This window comes from Pseudomonas sp. CMR5c, from assembly GCF_003850545.1.
Lineage (GTDB): Bacteria > Pseudomonadota > Gammaproteobacteria > Pseudomonadales > Pseudomonadaceae > Aquipseudomonas > Aquipseudomonas piscis.
Genome location: NZ_CP027705.1, coordinates 1,207,759 through 1,225,302 on the forward strand (window position 1 = coordinate 1,207,759; position 17,544 = coordinate 1,225,302).

Consider the following 17,544-nt stretch of genomic DNA (forward strand, 5'->3'; position numbering starts at 1 on the left):
GGCCGGTGGTCAGATGTGCAGGATGTATTCACGGACCAGCTTGCTGCCGAAATACGCCAGCATCAGCAGGCAGAACCCCGCCAGGGTCCAGCGGATCGCCTTGTGCCCACGCCAGCCCAGGCGATTGCGGCCCCACAGCAGCACGCTGAACACCACCCAGGCCAGGCAGGCCAGCAGGGTCTTGTGCACCAGGTGCTGGGCGAACAGGTTCTCGACGAACAGCCAGCCGGAGATCAGCGACAGCGAAAGCAGGGTCCAGCCGGCCCAGAGAAAGCCGAACAGCAGGCTTTCCATGGTCTGCAGGGGTGGGAAGTTCCTGATCAGGCCGGAAGGGTGCTTGTTCTTCAGTTGATGGTCCTGGACCAGCAGTAGCAGGGCCTGGAACACCGCGATGGTGAACATGCCGTAGGCCAGGATCGACAGCAGGATGTGCGCCAGGATCCCTGGTGCTTCGTCGATGACCGGTACGGTGCCGGTCGGGGCGAACTGGGCCAGTAGCGTGGTCAGGGCGCCCATGGGAAACAACAGGACCAGCAGGTTTTCCACAGGGATGCGCCAGCAGGCCAGCAGGGTCAGGCCGATCACCGCCGCGGCGATCAGGCTGGCGGCACTGAAAAAGTCCAGGCCCAGGCCGACCGGGGTCAGCAGGTGGGTCATCAGGCTGGCGCCATGGGCCAGCAGCGCCAGGATGCCGAGCATGACCAGCAGGCGCTTGTTCGCCTTGGCGCCTTTGGCCAGGCTGGAACCTTGATAGAGGGTCGCAGCGGCATAAAGAACGGCGGCGGCGAGGGTGGGTAGCAAGCTGGGTGACAAGGGGAGCATAAATCCTGTTAGGCAAGCCCGAAAGCAGCTGAGTTTGGCATAGAACCCACAGCCCTGAAAGACCAGGCAAGCAGACGGCGAGGTGTGCGCCACGCACAGTCTTCGCTATAATCCGCCGCCTGCCCACGCCGCGGGCTCATCGAGCACTTGTTTGTCATGCTCTGGGCCGCCATTACCCCGGTCTACCCTGGGCCTGAAAGGATCGAGCATGTTTGAAAACCTAACCGAACGTCTCTCGCAGACGCTGCGCCATGTCACCGGCAAGGCCAAGCTGACCGAGGACAACATCAAAGACACCCTGCGCGAAGTGCGCATGGCGTTGCTCGAGGCCGACGTCGCCCTGCCGGTGGTCAAGGATTTCGTCAACTCGGTGAAGGAGCGTGCGGTCGGCACCGAAGTGTCGCGCAGCCTGACTCCGGGCCAGGCCTTCGTGAAGATCGTCCAGGCCGAGTTGGAAAGCCTGATGGGCGCGGCCAACGAAGACCTGAACCTCAGCGCGGTGCCACCGGCGGTGGTGCTGATGGCCGGCCTGCAGGGCGCGGGCAAGACCACCACTGCCGGCAAGCTGGCGCGCTTCCTTAAAGAGCGCAAGAAAAAGAGCGTGATGGTGGTGTCGGCGGACGTCTACCGTCCTGCGGCGATCAAGCAGCTGGAAACTCTGGCCAACGATATCGGCGTGACCTTCTTCCCATCGGACCTGAGCCAGAAGCCGGTGGCCATCGCCGAAGCGGCTATAAAGGAAGCCAAACTCAAGTTCATCGACGTGGTGATCGTCGACACCGCCGGTCGCCTGCACGTCGACAGCGAGATGATGGACGAGATCCAGGCGCTGCACGCGGCGATCAAGCCGGTGGAGACCCTGTTCGTGGTCGATGCCATGACCGGCCAGGACGCGGCCAATACCGCCAAGGCCTTCGGCGATGCGCTGCCGCTGACCGGTGTGGTCCTGACCAAGGTCGACGGTGATGCCCGTGGCGGTGCCGCGCTGTCGGTGCGGGCCATTACCGGCAAGCCGATCAAGTTCATCGGCATGGGCGAGAAGACCGAGGCCCTGGACCCTTTCCATCCCGAGCGTATCGCTTCGCGGATCCTGGGCATGGGCGACGTGCTCAGCCTGATCGAGCAGGCCGAGCAGACCCTCGACAAGGAAAAGGCCGACAAGCTGGCCAAGAAGCTGAAGAAGGGCAAGGGCTTCGACCTCGAAGACTTCCGCGACCAGCTGCAACAGATGAAGAACATGGGCGGCCTGGGCGGCCTGATGGACAAGCTGCCGAACATCGGTGGGGTCAACCTGTCCCAGATGGGCAACGCCCAGAACGCTGCGGAAAAGCAGTTCAAGCAGATGGAAGCCATCATCAACTCCATGACCCCGGCCGAGCGTCGCGATCCCGAGATGATCAGCGGCTCGCGCAAGCGTCGGATCGCCATGGGTTCCGGTACCCAGGTGCAGGACATCGGTCGCTTGATCAAGCAGCACAAGCAGATGCAGAAGATGATGAAGAAGTTTTCCGCCAAGGGCGGGATGGCCAAGATGATGCGCGGCATGGGCGGCATGCTGCCCGGCGGCGGCATGCCGAAGATCTGAGAATCCGCGCCGGCAACCATGCCGGCGCTTTTTCCACGGGGACGTGGAAGTCGGGACGGGTCTCCGATCGGGGCCTGTCCTCCCTGCTGCCGCACAAGGCAGCTCCATGGTGAATCTGGATGACAGCCGACGGGCGTCGGAAAAAGGCATTTGCAAAAGTCCGGATATTCCTTAGAATATGCGGCCTTTCGGGCACCCATGCCCGCTGTGCATTTAGATTTGCAGCACCGACTACAGGAACGATGTTCACATGCTAACAATCCGTCTTGCCCTTGGCGGCTCCAAAAAGCGCCCGTTTTACCACCTGACCGTAACCGACAGCCGTAACCCACGTGACGGTTCGCACAAAGAACAAGTTGGCTTCTTCAACCCGGTTGCCCGTGGTCAAGAAGTTCGCCTGTCCGTGAACCAAGAGCGCGTAGCCTACTGGCTGAGCGTGGGTGCACAGCCATCTGAGCGCGTTGCTCAGCTGCTGAAGGAATCGGCCAAGGCCGCAGCCTGAACCCTATGAACGCGACGCCAGCCCCTGCTGATGATTTGATCGTCGTCGGCAAAATTTATTCTGTTCATGGCGTTCGCGGCGAAGTGAAGGTCTATTCCTTTACTGATCCGATTAAAAACCTGTTGCAGTACAAAGCCTGGACGCTCAAGCGCGAAGGCAGCGTGAAACAGGTAGAGCTGGTCAGTGGACGCGGGAACGACAAGTTCCTGGTCGCCAAGCTCAAGGGTCTTGATGATCGTGAAGAAGCTCGTCTTCTGGCCGGTTACGAGATCTGCGTGCAGCGCAACCTGTTCCCTGAACTGACCGACGGCGAGTACTACTGGTACCAGCTGCAAGGTCTCAAGGTCATCGACACCCTCGGGCAATTGCTCGGGCAGATCGATCACCTGCTCGAGACTGGCTCGAACGATGTAATGGTGGTCAAGCCTTGCGCTGGCAGCCTGGATGATCGCGAACGCTTGTTGCCCTATACCGAGCAATGTGTGTTGGCCATCGACCTGGTCGCGGGCGAGATGAAGGTGGATTGGGACGCGGATTTCTAAGCGTGGCTAACTTGCGCGTAGAAGTGATCACTCTGTTTCCCGAGATGTTTTCCGCCATCAGCGAATACGGCATAACCAGCCGCGCGGTGAAACAAGGGCTGTTGCAGCTCACTTGTTGGAATCCGCGAGACTACACCACGGATCGACATCACACTGTGGACGATCGCCCGTTTGGCGGTGGTCCGGGCATGGTGATGAAGATCAAGCCCCTGGAAGATGCGCTGGTTCAGGCCAGGAATGCAGCCGGGGAGGGTGCGAAGGTGATCTACCTGTCGCCCCAGGGCCGTCAACTGAAACAGTCGGCGGTACGCGAGTTGGCCAATGAGGATGCATTGATCCTGATTGCTGGTCGTTATGAAGGCATCGACGAGCGTTTCATCGACGCTCATGTAGATGAAGAGTGGTCGGTTGGCGACTATGTACTGTCCGGTGGCGAGCTGCCGGCGATGGTCCTGATCGATGCGGTTACACGGCTGCTGCCCGGAGCTTTGGGGCATGTGGACTCCGCGGAGGAAGACTCCTTCACGGATGGTCTGCTGGATTGCCCGCACTACACCCGACCTGAGGTGTATGCGGATCAGCGTGTTCCCGACGTGTTGCTAAGTGGCAATCACGCACATATCCGGCGTTGGCGTTTGCAGCAGTCCCTTGGTAGGACCTACGAACGACGCGTCGATCTTCTGGAAAGTCGCTCACTTTCTGGAGAAGAGAAGAAGCTGCTCGAGGAATATCTCCGCGAGCGGGACGATAGTTAACAACGTATCGATGGTAGATCCGACGATTTACCTTAGGAGCACAGCATGACCAACAAAATCATCCTTGCACTCGAAGCAGAGCAGATGAGCAAAGAGATCCCTGCCTTTGCCCCGGGCGACACCGTAGTCGTTCAGGTGAAAGTGAAGGAAGGCGATCGTTCCCGTCTGCAGGCGTTCGAAGGCGTAGTTATCGCCAAGCGCAACCGCGGTGTGAACAGCGCGTTCACCGTACGTAAAATCTCCAACGGCGTTGGCGTAGAGCGTACTTTCCAGACCTACAGCCCGCAGATCGACAGCATGGCTGTCAAGCGTCGCGGTGACGTGCGTAAAGCCAAGCTGTACTACCTGCGCGACCTGTCGGGTAAAGCAGCTCGCATCAAGGAAAAACTGGCCTGAGTCCAGCTTCCGATGCAGAAAAAAGCAGCCTACGGGCTGCTTTTTTGTTGCCCGTCATTTATTCCTCATCAGTGTTTCAGGCAGTAGATCCATGTCCCCTCGCGAGCAAGAAATCCAGCGCCGTACCGAGCTTTCGGTAACCCGCGTGACCAAGGCTGTATTCCCTTCCACCACCAACCACCACAACACCCTGTTCGGCGGCACCGCCCTGGCCTGGATGGATGAAGTCTCGTTCATCGCGGCCACTCGTTTTTGCCGGCTGCCGCTGGTGACGGTGTCCACCGACCGTATCGACTTCAATCATCCGATCGCCGCCGGGTCGATCGTCGAACTGGTCGGACGGGTGGTGAAGGTGGGTAATACCAGCCTCAAGGTCGAAGTGGAGGTATTCGTCGAGAGCATGAGTTGCGACGGTCGCGAAAAGGCCATCCATGGCCTGTTCAGCTTCGTCGCCATCGATGACGACAAGCGCCCGGTTCCGGTATTGCCCGGGTTCGCGGCCTGAGGCTCAGGGCGTCTGTGGCTGGACCAGCGCCAGCAAGGTCCAGCCTGGCGCCGGCTTGAGGCTGCTGTCCGGGGTCAGTACATGGACCCAGCCGCCGGTGTCGCGGGCGAACAGCAACGTCGCACGCTCGCCATGCAGCGCCTGGTAGTCCTCCCAGCCGAACGCCTCGGTCAGGTTGGTGCTGTAGAGTTCCGCGCCCTGGCCCAGCAGGCTGGCGAGCTTGGTATAGGTCAGGGCCTCGCTGCCCAGCAACTGCCCGCGGTGCTCATGGCTGGCGCGATGCTTGTCGGTGCGCCGGCTTTCCTGGCTGTTGGCCAGGGCGTACAAGCGCTGGTGGCCGAAGTCATGGCGAAAACGCATGGCCGCCAGGGTGTTCAGCTCGCCTGAGGGCGACAGCGCCAGCAGGTGCCCCAGGCCCACCAGGTCCAGGTGCGCGTCGGCGTGCTGCGAGGCCGGGTTGCCGAAATAGGTGGGCAGGCCTTCCATGCGTGCCGCGCGGATGTTCTCCCAGCTGGAATCGGTCAGCAGCACGCGGCTGCCAAGCTGCTGCAAGGCTTTGCCAATGATCCGTGCCGGGCTGTTGGCGCCGACGATCAGGAAGCCGCTGGGTGCCGGTTCGGCCACTTTCAGCAGACGGGCCAAGGGCCGGGCGGTGGCGCTTTGCAGGACCACGGTGCCGATGATCACGGCAAAGGTCAGGGGCACCAGCAGCAGGGCGCCTTCATGGCCAGCCTGGTCCAGGCGGATGGCGAAGATCGCCGAGACCGCCGCCGCGACAATCCCCCGCGGAGCGATCCAGGCCAGCAGGGCGCGTTCGCGCCAATTCAGGCTCGAGCCGGCGGTGGACAGCAACACGTTCAGGGGCCGGGCCACCAACTGGATCACCAGCAGCAGGATCAGCACCAGCGGGCCCAGGGCGATCAATGCCTTGAGGTCCAGGCGCGCGGCGAGCAGGATGAACAGCCCGGAAATCAGCAGCACGCTGAGGTTTTCCTTGAAGTGCAGGATATGGCGCACATCCACGCCCTTCATGTTGGCCAGCCACATGCCCATCAAGGTCACCGCCAGCAGCCCGGACTCGTGCATCACCTGGTTGGAGGCGATGAAGATACCCAGCACTCCGGCCAGGGTCGCCAGGTTATGCAGGTACTCCGGCAGCCATTGGCGGCGCATGATGCTGCCCAGGACCCAGCCGCCGGCGATACCGAACAGGCTGCCGCACAGGATCACGCCGCCGAAGGTCATCAAGCTGTGGCTCAGGCCTGCGCCCTCGGCACTGGCGATGATGAAGCTATAGACCACCACCGCCAGCAGGGCGCCGATGGGGTCGATGACGATGCCTTCCCAGCGCAGGATGTTGGCGATCGAAGCCTTGGGGCGCACGACCCGCAGCATCGGCACGATCACCGTCGGGCCGGTGACCAGGGTCAGGGTGCCGAACAGCAACGCCAGCATCCAGTCGAAGCCCAGCAGCCAGTGGGTGGCCAGGGTGATCACCGCCCAGGTGGACAGGGCGCCGAGGGTTACCAGGCGATGCACCACGCTGCCGATTTCGCGCCACTCCGAAAGATGCAGGGTCAGGCTGCCTTCGAACAGGATCAGCGCCACCGCCAGGGACACCAGGGGCATCAGCAGCGGGCCGAACAGCTCCTGGGGGTCGAGCCAGCCCAGCACCGGTCCGGCGAGAATGCCGCTGAGCAGCAAGAACAGGATGGCCGGCAGCTTCAGGCGCCAGGCCAGCCACTGGCAGCCCAGGGCTGCCGCACCGATGCCACCGAAGGCCAGCAGGATCTGTTGTTCACTCATGGGATTACCCTGTTCCTTGAAATGGCTGGCTATGAAAGACTAGCGACCCTGCGCGCAGTTCACTATTTTTTTCCGCCGCCTCGCCAGCCGCGCCGTTTGAGTCTTTATGCCTGCCATCGACCACCCCCTCATCGACCGTTTCCTCGACGCCTTGTGGCTGGAAAAAGGCCTTTCCGACAACACCCGGGGCGCTTATCGCAGCGACCTGGCGCTGTTCAACGGCTGGTTGCAGGAGCAAGGGGTGGAGCTGTCGAGGGCCGGGCGCGAGTCGATCCTCGATCACTTGGCCTGGCGTGTGGAGCAGGCCTACAAGCCGCGCTCCACTGCGCGTTTTCTTTCCGGGCTGCGGGGGTTCTATCGCTACTTGCTGCGCGAGAAGCTGATCGAGGTGGACCCGACCCTGCAAGTCGACATGCCGCAACTGGGCCGCCCGCTGCCCAAGTCGCTGTCGGAAGCGGATGTCGAGGCGCTGTTGGCAGCGCCGGACCTGGGCGAAGCCATCGGCCAGCGCGACCGCGCCATGCTGGAGGTCCTCTACGCCTGCGGCTTGCGGGTCACCGAGTTGGTGAGCCTGACCCTGGAACAGGTCAACCTGCGCCAGGGCGTGCTGCGGGTGATGGGCAAGGGCAGCAAGGAACGCCTGGTACCCATGGGCGAGGAGGCCATCGCCTGGGTCGAGCGCTACCTGCGCGATGCCCGGGCCGAGCTGCTTGGCGGGCGCCCCAGCGATGTGCTGTTTCCCAGCCTGCGGGGCGAACAGATGACCCGGCAGACCTTCTGGCACCGGATCAAGCATCAGGCCAAGGTCGCCGGGATCGGCAAGGCCTTGTCGCCGCACACCCTGCGCCACGCCTTCGCCACCCACCTGCTCAACCATGGTGCCGACCTGCGGGTGGTGCAGATGCTGCTGGGCCACAGCGACCTTTCTACGACCCAGATCTATACCCATGTGGCCCGCGCGCGCCTGCAGGATCTGCACGCCAAGCATCACCCGCGAGGCTGAGCGACCTGCCGATGGCGCTTTGCGTCGCCCGTAGTCGGTGCAGACAAACAGATGTGTTAGGCTTTGCCGGTTCGCAAAACGGCTGTTGCGAGCCGTCGCCACCGCGACCGCTCCCATTTGCCTATTTGCCCGCCTTCAGGAGTTCCCATGCGCTTGACCCAGATTATTGCCGCCGCTTCCCTGGCGTTGCTCAGCACTTTCGTCATGGCCGATGACAGTGCCGAGAAAGCTATTCGCAAAAGCCTCGAGACCTTGCAGCTCGAGGTTCCGGTAGAGAGCATCAGCGCCAGTCCGCTGGCCGGCCTTTACGAAGTCAAGCTCAAGGGCAGCCGCGTGCTTTACGCCAGCGCCGACGGCCAGTTCGTGGTCCAGGGCTACCTGTTCCAGCTCAAGGACGGCAAGCCGGTCAACCTCACGGAAAAAACCGAGCGCCTGGGGATTTCCAAGTTGATCAACGGTATTCCAGTCGCGGAAACTGTGGTCTACCCGGCGATCGGCGAGACCAAGACCCACATCACCGTGTTCACCGACACCACCTGCCCGTACTGCCACAAGCTGCACGCCGAGATCCCGGCGCTGAACAAGGCTGGTGTCGAAGTGCGCTACGTGGCCTTCCCACGCCAGGGCCTGGGCTCGCCAGGTGATGAGCAACTGCAGGCGGTCTGGTGCTCGGCGGACAAGAAGGCGGCCATGGACCAGATGGTCAACGGCAAGGAAATCAAGGCGGCCAAGTGCGCCAACCCGGTTTCCAAGCAGTTCGCCCTGGGCCAGTCGATCGGCGTCAACGGTACTCCAGCCATCGTCCTGGCCGACGGCCAAGTAATTCCGGGCTATCAGCCTGCACCACAGATCGCCAAACTGGCGCTGGGTGCGAAATAATCCTGCATCGTCACGCTAGCCTTTGACGATCATGACCCGGCGGTTGCAGCCACCGGGTCATCTAATAGAGAGCCGCGCTGTTTGCGGCTGATTTCCACGGCCGGCCTTCGAGTCGGCCGTTTTATGGGGAGTTCAGAGTGAATCCGGTCAAAGTAGGCATCTGTGGGCTGGGTACCGTCGGTGGCGGTACCTTCAACGTACTTCAGCGCAACGCCGAGGAGATTGCCCGTCGTGCCGGGCGTGGAATCGAAGTAGCGCAGATTGCTACCCGTACGCCAAAGCCTCAGTTCCAAACGACCGGTATTGCGATTACCAACGATGTGTTTGCCGTGGCCACCAACCCCGAGATCGATATCGTCATCGAGCTGGTGGGCGGCTACACCGTGGCCCGCGAGCTGGTGCTCAAGGCCATCGAGAATGGCAAGCATGTGGTCACCGCCAACAAGGCGCTGATCGCCGTACACGGCAACGAGATCTTCGCCAAGGCCCAGGAGAAGGGCGTGATCGTCGCCTTCGAAGCGGCGGTGGCTGGCGGCATCCCGGTGATCAAGGCGATCCGCGAAGGCCTGTCGGCCAACCGCATCAACTGGCTGGCCGGGATCATCAACGGCACTGGCAACTTCATCCTTTCGGAGATGCGCGAGAAGGCTCGTACCTTCGAAGATGTGCTGGCCGAGGCCCAGGCCCTGGGTTACGCCGAGGCCGACCCGACCTTCGACGTGGAAGGCATCGACGCCGCGCACAAGCTGACCATCCTGGCGTCCATCGCCTTCGGCATTCCGCTGCAGTTTGACAAGGCCTACACCGAGGGCATCACCAAGCTGACCACCGCCGACGTGAACTACGCTGAGGCCCTGGGCTATCGCATCAAGCACCTGGGCGTGGCCCGGCGCACCGAGGCCGGCATCGAGCTGCGGGTGCATCCGACGCTGATCCCGGCCGATCGCCTGATCGCCAACGTCAACGGCGTGATGAACGCAGTCATGGTCAACGGCGATGCCGCCGGCTCGACCCTGTTCTATGGTGCCGGCGCCGGCATGGAGCCTACCGCTTCCTCGGTGGTGGCCGACCTGGTGGACGTGGTCCGCGCCATGACCAGCGATCCGGAGAACCGCGTGCCGCACCTGGCCTTCCAGCCGGATTCGCTGTCCGACCATCCGATCCTGCCGATCGAAGCCTGCGAGAGCGCCTATTACCTGCGCATCCAGGCCAAGGACCATCCGGGCGTACTGGCCCAGGTGGCGAGCATCCTTTCCGAGCGCGGGATCAACATCGAGTCGATCATGCAGAAGGAAGTCGAGGAACAGGACGGCCTGGTGCCGATGATCCTGCTGACCCACCGGGTCCTGGAGCAGCACATCAACGATGCGATCACCGCGCTGGAGGCCCTGCAGGGCGTCGTCGGCCCTGTGGTGCGTGTCCGCGTCGAACATCTCAATTAATGCAGCGGCAAGCTGCAAGTAGCCAGCGGCAAGTCAGAAGCGGATCTGCTTTGACTTGTCGCTTGTAGCTTGCAGCTTGCAGCTCAAACCGAAGGTTTGCTCTTATGCGCTACATCAGCACCCGCGGCCAGGCACCGGCCCTGAATTTCGAAGATGTACTGCTGGCCGGTCTGGCCAGCGACGGCGGTCTCTACGTGCCGGAGAACCTGCCGCGTTTCACCCAGGAAGAAATCGCCTCCTGGGCTGGCTTGCCGTATCACGAGCTGGCGTTCCGGGTCATGCGCCCATTCGTCAGTGGCAGCATCTCCGATGCGGACTTCAAGAAGATCCTCGAGGAAACCTACGGCGTCTTCGCCCATGGCGCCGTGGCGCCGCTGCGCCAGCTCAATGGCAACGAATGGGTGATGGAGCTGTTCCATGGCCCGACCCTGGCGTTCAAGGACTTCGCCCTGCAACTGCTGGGTCGCCTGCTGGACCACGTCCTGGAGAAGCGCGGCGAGCGCGTGGTGATCATCGGCGCCACTTCCGGCGATACCGGTTCGGCGGCCATCGAAGGTTGCAAGCGTTGCGACAACGTCGACATCTTCATCCTGCACCCGCATAACCGCGTCTCGGAAGTGCAGCGCCGGCAGATGACCACCATCCTGGGCGAGAACATCCACAACATCGCCATCGAAGGCAACTTCGACGACTGCCAGGAAATGGTCAAGGCCAGCTTCGCCGACCAGGGCTTCCTCAAGGGCACGCGCCTGGTAGCGGTCAACTCCATCAACTGGGCGCGGATCATGGCCCAGATCGTCTACTACTTCCATGCGGCCCTGCAGCTGGGCGGCCCGGCGCGCTCCGTGGCGTTCTCGGTGCCTACCGGCAACTTCGGCGACATCTTCGCCGGCTACCTGGCGCGCAACATGGGCCTGCCGATCAGCCAGCTGATCGTCGCCACCAACCGCAACGACATCCTGCACCGCTTCATGAGCGGCAACCAGTACGTCAAGGAAACCCTGCACGCGACCCTGTCGCCGTCGATGGACATCATGGTCTCGTCGAACTTCGAGCGCCTGCTGTTCGACCTGCACGGTCGCAACGGTGCGGCCCTGGCTGGCCTGATGGACAGCTTCAAGCAGGGCGGCGGCTTCAGCGTCGAGCAGGATCGCTGGACCGAAGCGCGCAAGCTGTTCGACTCCCTGGCGGTCACTGATGAGCAGACTTGCCAGACCATCGCCGAAGTCTTCGCCCAGACCGGCGAGGTGCTGGATCCGCACACTGCGATCGGCGTGCGCGCTGCCCGCGAATGCCGACGCAGCCTCGATACGCCGATGGTCACCCTCGGCACCGCGCACCCGGTCAAGTTCCCCGATGCGGTACAGAAGGCTGGCGTTGGCAAGGCCCTGGAGCTGCCGGCGCACCTGACCGACCTGTTCCAGCGCGAAGAGCGCTGCACGGTGCTGGCCAACGACCTCAAGGCAGTGCAGGCTTTTGTCAGCCAGCACGGCAATCGTGGCAAGCCGCTCTAAGTATCCTGGCCTTGCCGATCACGAAGCCCGTCTCCTGACGGGCTTTGTTTTTTCGCGAACCTGTAGCCCGCCAGAGGCAGGGAGGCCCGGTTGATGTCCCTTCGAACTTCTCGCACTTGCCCTGCGCTGTCCTGGCTGCTCGCCGGCCTGCTGGCCTGGGCCATGCTCCATGCCTTGCCGGCCAGTGCCGCGAAGAGCCTGCCGTTCAAGCTGGTGCCGGCCTTCATCGACCTCGAGCCGCTGGAGCTGAAGCCGGCCGAGCGCCAATGGCTGGTGGCGCACCCGACCCTGCGGGTAGGCATCGCCATCGACGACTATCAACCCATCGACATCACCCGCGACCGCAACCGCTACCAGGGCATCAGCGCCGATTACCTGGGGCTGGTGGGCGAGCGACTGGGGGTGAGCATGGAGGTGCTGGGGTTTTCCGAGCGTGAACAGGCGGTAGAGGCCTTGCGCAACGGCACCATCGATATCCTCACCAGCGCCAACGGTTATGAGCGTGGCGTACCGGGGCTGCGCTTCACCAGCGACTACATGCCGGACAAGGCCGTGGTGGTCGTGCGCCGCGACGAGCCGGAACCCGGCGACGACCTGGCCGGCAAGCGCCTGGTGCTGCTCGATGGCTATGCCAATGCCGCGCAGGTCCATGCGGCCTACCCGGACAGCCAGATCATGCTTTCGCCCAACCTCTACAGCGGCCTGGAAGCCCTGAACCAGGGCGATACCGATGCCTTTATCGGCAACGAGATCATCGTTCGCGCCTACAAGGCCCTGCGGCCCTACCTGGCGGTGCAGATTCATGAGCAAAGCCGCTTGCCGCCCACCGGCTTCGCTTTCGCCACACGTGACGACAACCCGCGCCTGGCGCAGTTGCTGGAGCAGGCGCTGCAGAGCATCGACGAATCGCTGCGCCGGGAAATCCAGGCGCGCTGGACCACGGGCCTGGGAACCAACTCCGGCGAGCGCATCGAGCTGAGCGCCGAGGAGCAAGCCTGGATTCTCCAGCATCCCCATGTCCTGGTGGCGTCCCAGTCCTATCCGCCCCATGTGTTCAAGGACAAGGAAGGTCGCTGGGTCGGCCTTAACATCGACCTGCTCAACCGGATTGCACGCATGACCGGGCTGCATTTCGTCCACAAACAAAGCGCATCCACCGCCCAGACCCTGGAGTTGCTGGAAAGCGGGCAGGCGCAGATGAACACCACCCTGACCGACAGCGAGGACCGGCGGCTGTTCCTGAATTTCTCCCATGCCTTCGGTGGCGCCGCCTGGGTGTTCGTCGTCCGTCCCGAGGATCGTCGCCTGGGCAGCCTCAAGCAGATGGCGGGGGAGGTGCTGGCCCTGCCGGCCCGGCATACCCTGGAAAGCTATATCCGGCGCAACTATCCGGATATCCGCCTGCGCAGCGTGGCCAACTACGAGGAGGCCCGGGCCCTGGTCAAGAACGGCGAAGCCCTGGCCACTATCCAGAACGAGATCCAGGTTCAAGCGCTGGACCTGGCCTATGAAGGCTTGCGGGCAGGGCGCAGCGTCGAGGGGACCTGGTCCGCCGACGAATTCGCCGTGCGCAAGGACCAGCCGGAACTGCTGAGCATCCTGAACAAGGCCCTGGAAGCCCTGCCAGTGGCGGAGCTCAGTGCTACGCGCCTGAAGTGGCTGGGCTCGACCCCGGTGCCGATGCCCGTCTGGCAGCGGGTGCCGGACTGGGTCTACTGGGCCGTCTGCACGGCGTTGCTGTTCGGCCTGCTGTCACTGGCCTGGAGCAGCCGGCTCAAGCGCCAGATCCAGCAGCGGCTGGAGGCCGAGCAGCGTTTGAACGACCAGCTGGCCTTCAAGCGCGCGTTGCTCGATGGCATGCCCAACCCGGTTTTCGTCCGCGACCTGCAAGGGCGCCTGATCACTTGCAACAAGAGCTACGAACAGCAACTGGGCACTCGTCTGGAGCGGATCCAGGGGCGCCGGTTGATCGACCTGGACCTGCTGCCGGCGGACACCGCCCGCCAGCTGCACGACGAACTCATGCAACTGCTGGCCTCCGAGCAGTCGGTGTTCGCCGACCGGCAAGTGGAAACCCGCCACGGGCCGATCCACGCCTACCAGTGGACGGTGCCGTTCTACAGCGCCGAAGGGCAGTTGCAGGGGCTTTTGGGCGGCTGGATCGACATCACCGAGCGCAAGCGCCTGGAGAACCAGCTGGTCCAGGCGCGTCACGCCGCCGACCAGGCCAACGCGGCCAAGAGTGCCTTCCTTTCCACCATGAGCCATGAAATCCGCACGCCGATGACCGCGATCATCGGCCTGCTGGAGTTGGAGAAGGAACAGGCCAGGGTGCGCGGCGCGCCGTTTTCCGAAGCCCTGCGAGTGGCGTACCAGTCCGCCCAGGAGCTGATCAGCCTGATGGGCGACAGTCTCGACCTGGCCAAGATCGAGGCCGGCTACATGCAGCTGGCGCCAGAGGCCACGGCCCTCAAGCCGTTCTTCGAGAGCATTCGCCAGCTGTTCGACGCCACTGCGCGCAGCCGCGGTGTGCAGCTGCATCTGGTGTTCGACGAACAGGCCGGGGGCCGTTACCTGTTCGACCCATTGCGCCTGCGCCAGGTCATGCACAACCTGTTGAGCAATGCCCTGAAGTTCACCAGCGAAGGCCAGGTGCGCATCCAGGTCGAGCGCCAGGAGCTGGACTGCACTCTGGCCAACCTGCGTATCAGCGTTGCGGATACCGGGCCGGGGATCGGTCCCGAGCAGCAGCAGAAGCTGTTCACGCCTTTCGTCCAGGCTACCGCCGCGACTTCCCAGGCCCATGGCGGCACGGGCCTGGGGTTGAGTATCTGCCGCCAGTTGGTCGAGCTGATGGGGGGGCGCATCGAGCTGCACAGCGCCCCGGGTGCCGGGACGCTGGTGACCATCGAACTGGCGCTGGAACGACTGGACGAGGACTGGGCAGCCTCGCCCACGGCGGCCGAGCGTCCGCCCAGTCGCAGCATCGAAGTGCTGGTGGTGGATGACTTGAGCGCCAACCGCATGGTCCTCAGCCAGCAGTTGATGTTCCTCGGGCACCGGGTGGTGGCCTGCGACAACGCCCAGGAAGCGCTGGAGCTCTGGCAGGGCGGCGGGTTCGACCTGGTGATGACCGACTGCCAGATGCCGGGCATGAGCGGTTATGCCCTGGCCGAGGCGATCCGCAGGTTCGAGGTGCAGCAGGGGCGCGGTGCTTGTCCGGTCATCGGCTGCACGGCCAATGCCTTCGAGGATGAGCATGAACGTTGCGAGCGGGCGGGCATGGACCTGCTGCTGGTCAAGCCGGTGACCCTGGATCAGCTGGCGCAGACGCTGGCGCGGTTCCTGCCGCCGCCGTCCTTCGATATCCAGACCCTGCGGACGATGACCCAGGCCGACGAACAGGTACTGCAACGCATGCTGCAGGAGTTGCAGCGCAACCTGGCCCAGGAGCGCCAGGCCCTGGAGGCGGCCATGCAAGACCAGCATCCTGGGCGCCTGGGCGCCACCTTGCACCGGCTCAAGGGCGTCTGTTGCCTGATCGATGCCTTGCCACTGGCCAAGGCCTGCATCGAGGCGGAGGCGCGGATCAAGGCCGGGGAAGGGATCGAGGACCGATGGCCGGCGTTGCTGGAGGCTATCGACAACTTGCGTGGCGATATCGATGCGGCCCTGGACGTTTAGGACTTGTCCTATGTGTGATTAAGGTTTGCCTGGTTACCGTGTCGACCCCTTAGTGGACTGTTCCCGCTTGTGTCGTACCGGAGGTTGCCCCATGCATTCGCTTAAAGTGCTGATTCTCGAAGACAACTCGTTCCAGCTGATGGCCCTGCACCAGATGCTCAACGCCAATGGCGTGTACAACGTGCTGGCCGCCGAGAACCTTGAGTCCGCACGGCGTTCGCTGGCCAGCAAGGGGCCGGTGGATATCGCTATCTGCGACCTCTACCTGGAACAGGCCGATGGCCTGGAGTTGATCCGCGAACTGGCCCGGGAGCGGCAGGCCGAGGCCCTGATCATCCTCAGCGACGCCGAACCGGATGTGCTCGAAGGCGCCGCGGGCATGGCCCGGGAACTGGGGCTGAAAATCCTCGCCTGCCTGCCAAAGCCGGCGTCGGTGGCGGTGATCGGCGAGCTGCTCACTACCTACCAGCAGCTGTCCCGGCAGACGCCAGCGGTCAACCAGGCATTGCTCCGGGATTTGCTGGCACTGGACCTGTTCGCCCCCGAGGATGTCTCCCCAGAGGAAGGCGTGGCGGCGATCCTGGGGCACGGGGTGGCGCACTTCCAGCCGGTCATCCAGCGGTGTGGCGGGTTGCACGGCGTCGAGGCGCTGGCGCGCTGGGAGCATCCGGAACGAGGGCTGTTGATGCCGGCCGAGTTCTTGCCGTTGATCGAGTTCGCCGGCCTGCAGGAGGTGTTCACCTGGCACATGCTGGAGCAGGCGCTGGAGCTGGCGGCGGGGGTGCGGCTGGTGATGGGCCATGCTCTGCCGGTGGCGGTGAACGTGCCGGTGGGCATCCTCGAACGGCCGTTGTTCCCGCGCCAATTGGAGGCCCTGTTGCGGCGCTTCGAGATCCCCGCGCGGCTGTTGACCCTGGAGATCGTCGATACCACGTGCTTGCAAACCGACGCCGCCCATGTGGAAGCCTTGCTGCGCCTGCGGATGATCGGCTGCAAGTTGTCCATCGGTGATTTCGGCGTTGGCGGCACTAGCCTGCAACGCCTGCTGGAGTTGCCATTCACCGAGCTGAAGATCCCTCCGGCATTCGTTGCCGGCATGGCCATGGACGAGCGCAAGCAGGCGCTGGTCGGTGGTGCCGTGGGCATGGCCCGGCGCATCGCCCTGGGCGTGGTGGTGGCGGGGATCGAGACCGAAGCCGAGTACCAGGTGGCCAAGACCATGGGCGCCGCCCATCTGCAAGGGCGCTTCATGGCGCCGCCGATGAGCGCCGCCGACATGCGCCAATGGCTGGCGCAATCCCTGGGGCGCGAGTCCGCGGAATCGGCGGTACGGGCTGCCGGGATGTGTGCCTAGGCCAGGCCGTGTTCCTGGACGTAGATATACAGCGCCGCCTCGCTGGCCAGGCCCAGCTTGCGCATGGCGCTGACCTTCTGTGCGCTGACGGTCTGTTTGCTGCGGTTGAGCTGGGCGGCGATCTCGCCCACCGCATGGCCGGCGGCGAGCAGGCGGATCACCTCCAGCTCCCGGGGCGAGAGCTGGTCCTTGGACGCCAGGCGATCGGGCCCCACCTCGCCGGCCAGGCTCAATGCCCGCTGGATCGCCTGGGCCACGTAGGGCCTGTTCTGGCGAGCGTGCTCGATGGCACTGGGCAGCTCCTGGGCCAGGCTGGCCTTGCTCAGCAGGCCCATGACTCCAAGGTCGAGGATCGAGCGGAACAGCCCGGCGTGATTGAGCATGGTCACCACCACGATGGGCAGCCCGGGATGATGCCGGCGCAGTTGCTCGAGCAGGCGCAGGCCATCGTTCTGCTGCTCCTCGGGCATCATGAAATCGGTCACCAGCACGTCGCAGGGGGTGTCTTGCACCAGCTGGAACAGCGCTGAGGGCGAGCTGGCTTCGCCGACCACCTCCAGGCTGTGGTCCTGCTCCAGCACTGCCCGCAGGCCGATCAGGAAGATCGGATGATCGTCGGCGAGGATGATGCGCAATCTGTTGTTCGGCGTAGCTATCAAGGCGGGACTCCATTGCAGGGACGGTATGGCGGGCGCCTGGTTGGCCGTTTTTTGCTTGTCATATTACCCGTGCATGCTCGATTGACTCAGATCGGT

At 63.6% G+C, this 17,544-nt stretch carries 15 protein-coding genes; 12 read left to right on the forward strand and 3 right to left on the reverse strand.

Annotated features, from left to right (window positions below; genetic code table 11):
* Positions 1–9: 9 nt before the first annotated feature.
* Positions 10–822, reverse strand: coding sequence for an inner membrane protein YpjD (locus C4K40_RS05515; RefSeq protein ID WP_053134347.1), 813 nt, complete (start codon positions 820–822; stop codon positions 10–12).
* A 208-nt stretch (positions 823–1,030) separates the two neighbouring features.
* Between C4K40_RS05515 and ffh the strand changes: the two genes are divergently transcribed.
* From ffh to C4K40_RS05545, 6 genes are all read left to right on the forward strand, one after another.
* Positions 1,031–2,407, forward strand: a complete 1,377-nt coding sequence (gene ffh / locus C4K40_RS05520) for a signal recognition particle protein (RefSeq protein ID WP_022642494.1) — start codon at positions 1,031–1,033, stop codon at positions 2,405–2,407.
* Between the two features lie 250 nt (positions 2,408–2,657).
* Positions 2,658–2,909 (forward strand): 30S ribosomal protein S16, encoded by a 252-nt coding sequence (gene rpsP / locus C4K40_RS05525; protein WP_003198088.1) that lies wholly within the window; start codon positions 2,658–2,660, stop codon positions 2,907–2,909.
* Between the two features lie 5 nt (positions 2,910–2,914).
* Positions 2,915–3,451, forward strand: coding sequence for a ribosome maturation factor RimM (rimM, locus tag C4K40_RS05530; RefSeq protein ID WP_022642495.1), 537 nt, complete (start codon positions 2,915–2,917; stop codon positions 3,449–3,451).
* A gap of 2 nt (positions 3,452–3,453) precedes the next feature.
* Entirely contained in the window at positions 3,454–4,206 is a 753-nt protein-coding gene (gene trmD / locus C4K40_RS05535; protein ID WP_031320952.1) for a tRNA (guanosine(37)-N1)-methyltransferase TrmD, read from the forward strand.
* Positions 4,207–4,251: 45 nt separating this feature from the next.
* Positions 4,252–4,602, forward strand: a complete 351-nt coding sequence (rplS, locus tag C4K40_RS05540; protein ID WP_053134351.1) for a 50S ribosomal protein L19 — start codon at positions 4,252–4,254, stop codon at positions 4,600–4,602.
* A 91-nt stretch (positions 4,603–4,693) separates the two neighbouring features.
* On the forward strand, positions 4,694–5,107 hold the full coding sequence (locus C4K40_RS05545; RefSeq protein WP_022642499.1) for an acyl-CoA thioesterase: 414 nt from the start codon (positions 4,694–4,696) through the stop codon (positions 5,105–5,107).
* A gap of 3 nt (positions 5,108–5,110) precedes the next feature.
* On the opposite strand, the gene C4K40_RS05550 is transcribed toward C4K40_RS05545, so the two are convergent.
* Positions 5,111–6,913: a sodium:proton antiporter gene (locus C4K40_RS05550; RefSeq protein WP_053134354.1), complete on the reverse strand. Its 1,803-nt coding sequence runs from the start codon at positions 6,911–6,913 to the stop codon at positions 5,111–5,113.
* A 106-nt stretch (positions 6,914–7,019) separates the two neighbouring features.
* Between C4K40_RS05550 and xerD the strand changes: the two genes are divergently transcribed.
* The 6 genes from xerD (at position 7,020) to C4K40_RS05580 (ending at position 16,789) form a co-directional block, all read left to right on the forward strand.
* A complete protein-coding gene (gene xerD / locus C4K40_RS05555; protein WP_053134357.1) occupies positions 7,020–7,916 on the forward strand; it encodes a site-specific tyrosine recombinase XerD in 897 nt (298 codons plus the stop codon).
* A gap of 147 nt (positions 7,917–8,063) precedes the next feature.
* Entirely contained in the window at positions 8,064–8,795 is a 732-nt protein-coding gene (locus tag C4K40_RS05560) for a thioredoxin fold domain-containing protein (protein WP_022642502.1), read from the forward strand.
* A 137-nt stretch (positions 8,796–8,932) separates the two neighbouring features.
* On the forward strand, positions 8,933–10,237 hold the full coding sequence (locus C4K40_RS05565) for a homoserine dehydrogenase (protein WP_022642503.1): 1,305 nt from the start codon (positions 8,933–8,935) through the stop codon (positions 10,235–10,237).
* Between the two features lie 104 nt (positions 10,238–10,341).
* A complete protein-coding gene (thrC, locus tag C4K40_RS05570) occupies positions 10,342–11,751 on the forward strand; it encodes a threonine synthase (RefSeq protein ID WP_053134360.1) in 1,410 nt (469 codons plus the stop codon).
* A 93-nt stretch (positions 11,752–11,844) separates the two neighbouring features.
* Complete coding sequence (locus C4K40_RS05575) at positions 11,845–15,435, forward strand: ATP-binding protein (protein ID WP_124421268.1); 3,591 nt, start codon at positions 11,845–11,847, stop codon at positions 15,433–15,435.
* Positions 15,436–15,526: 91 nt separating this feature from the next.
* On the forward strand, positions 15,527–16,789 hold the full coding sequence (locus C4K40_RS05580; protein WP_053134366.1) for an EAL domain-containing protein: 1,263 nt from the start codon (positions 15,527–15,529) through the stop codon (positions 16,787–16,789).
* Here the strand turns inward: C4K40_RS05580 and C4K40_RS05585 are convergent.
* Positions 16,786–17,448 (reverse strand): response regulator transcription factor, encoded by a 663-nt coding sequence (locus tag C4K40_RS05585; RefSeq protein WP_031320957.1) that lies wholly within the window; start codon positions 17,446–17,448, stop codon positions 16,786–16,788. The genes C4K40_RS05580 and C4K40_RS05585 overlap by 4 nt on opposite strands.
* Positions 17,449–17,544 lie beyond the last annotated feature (96 nt).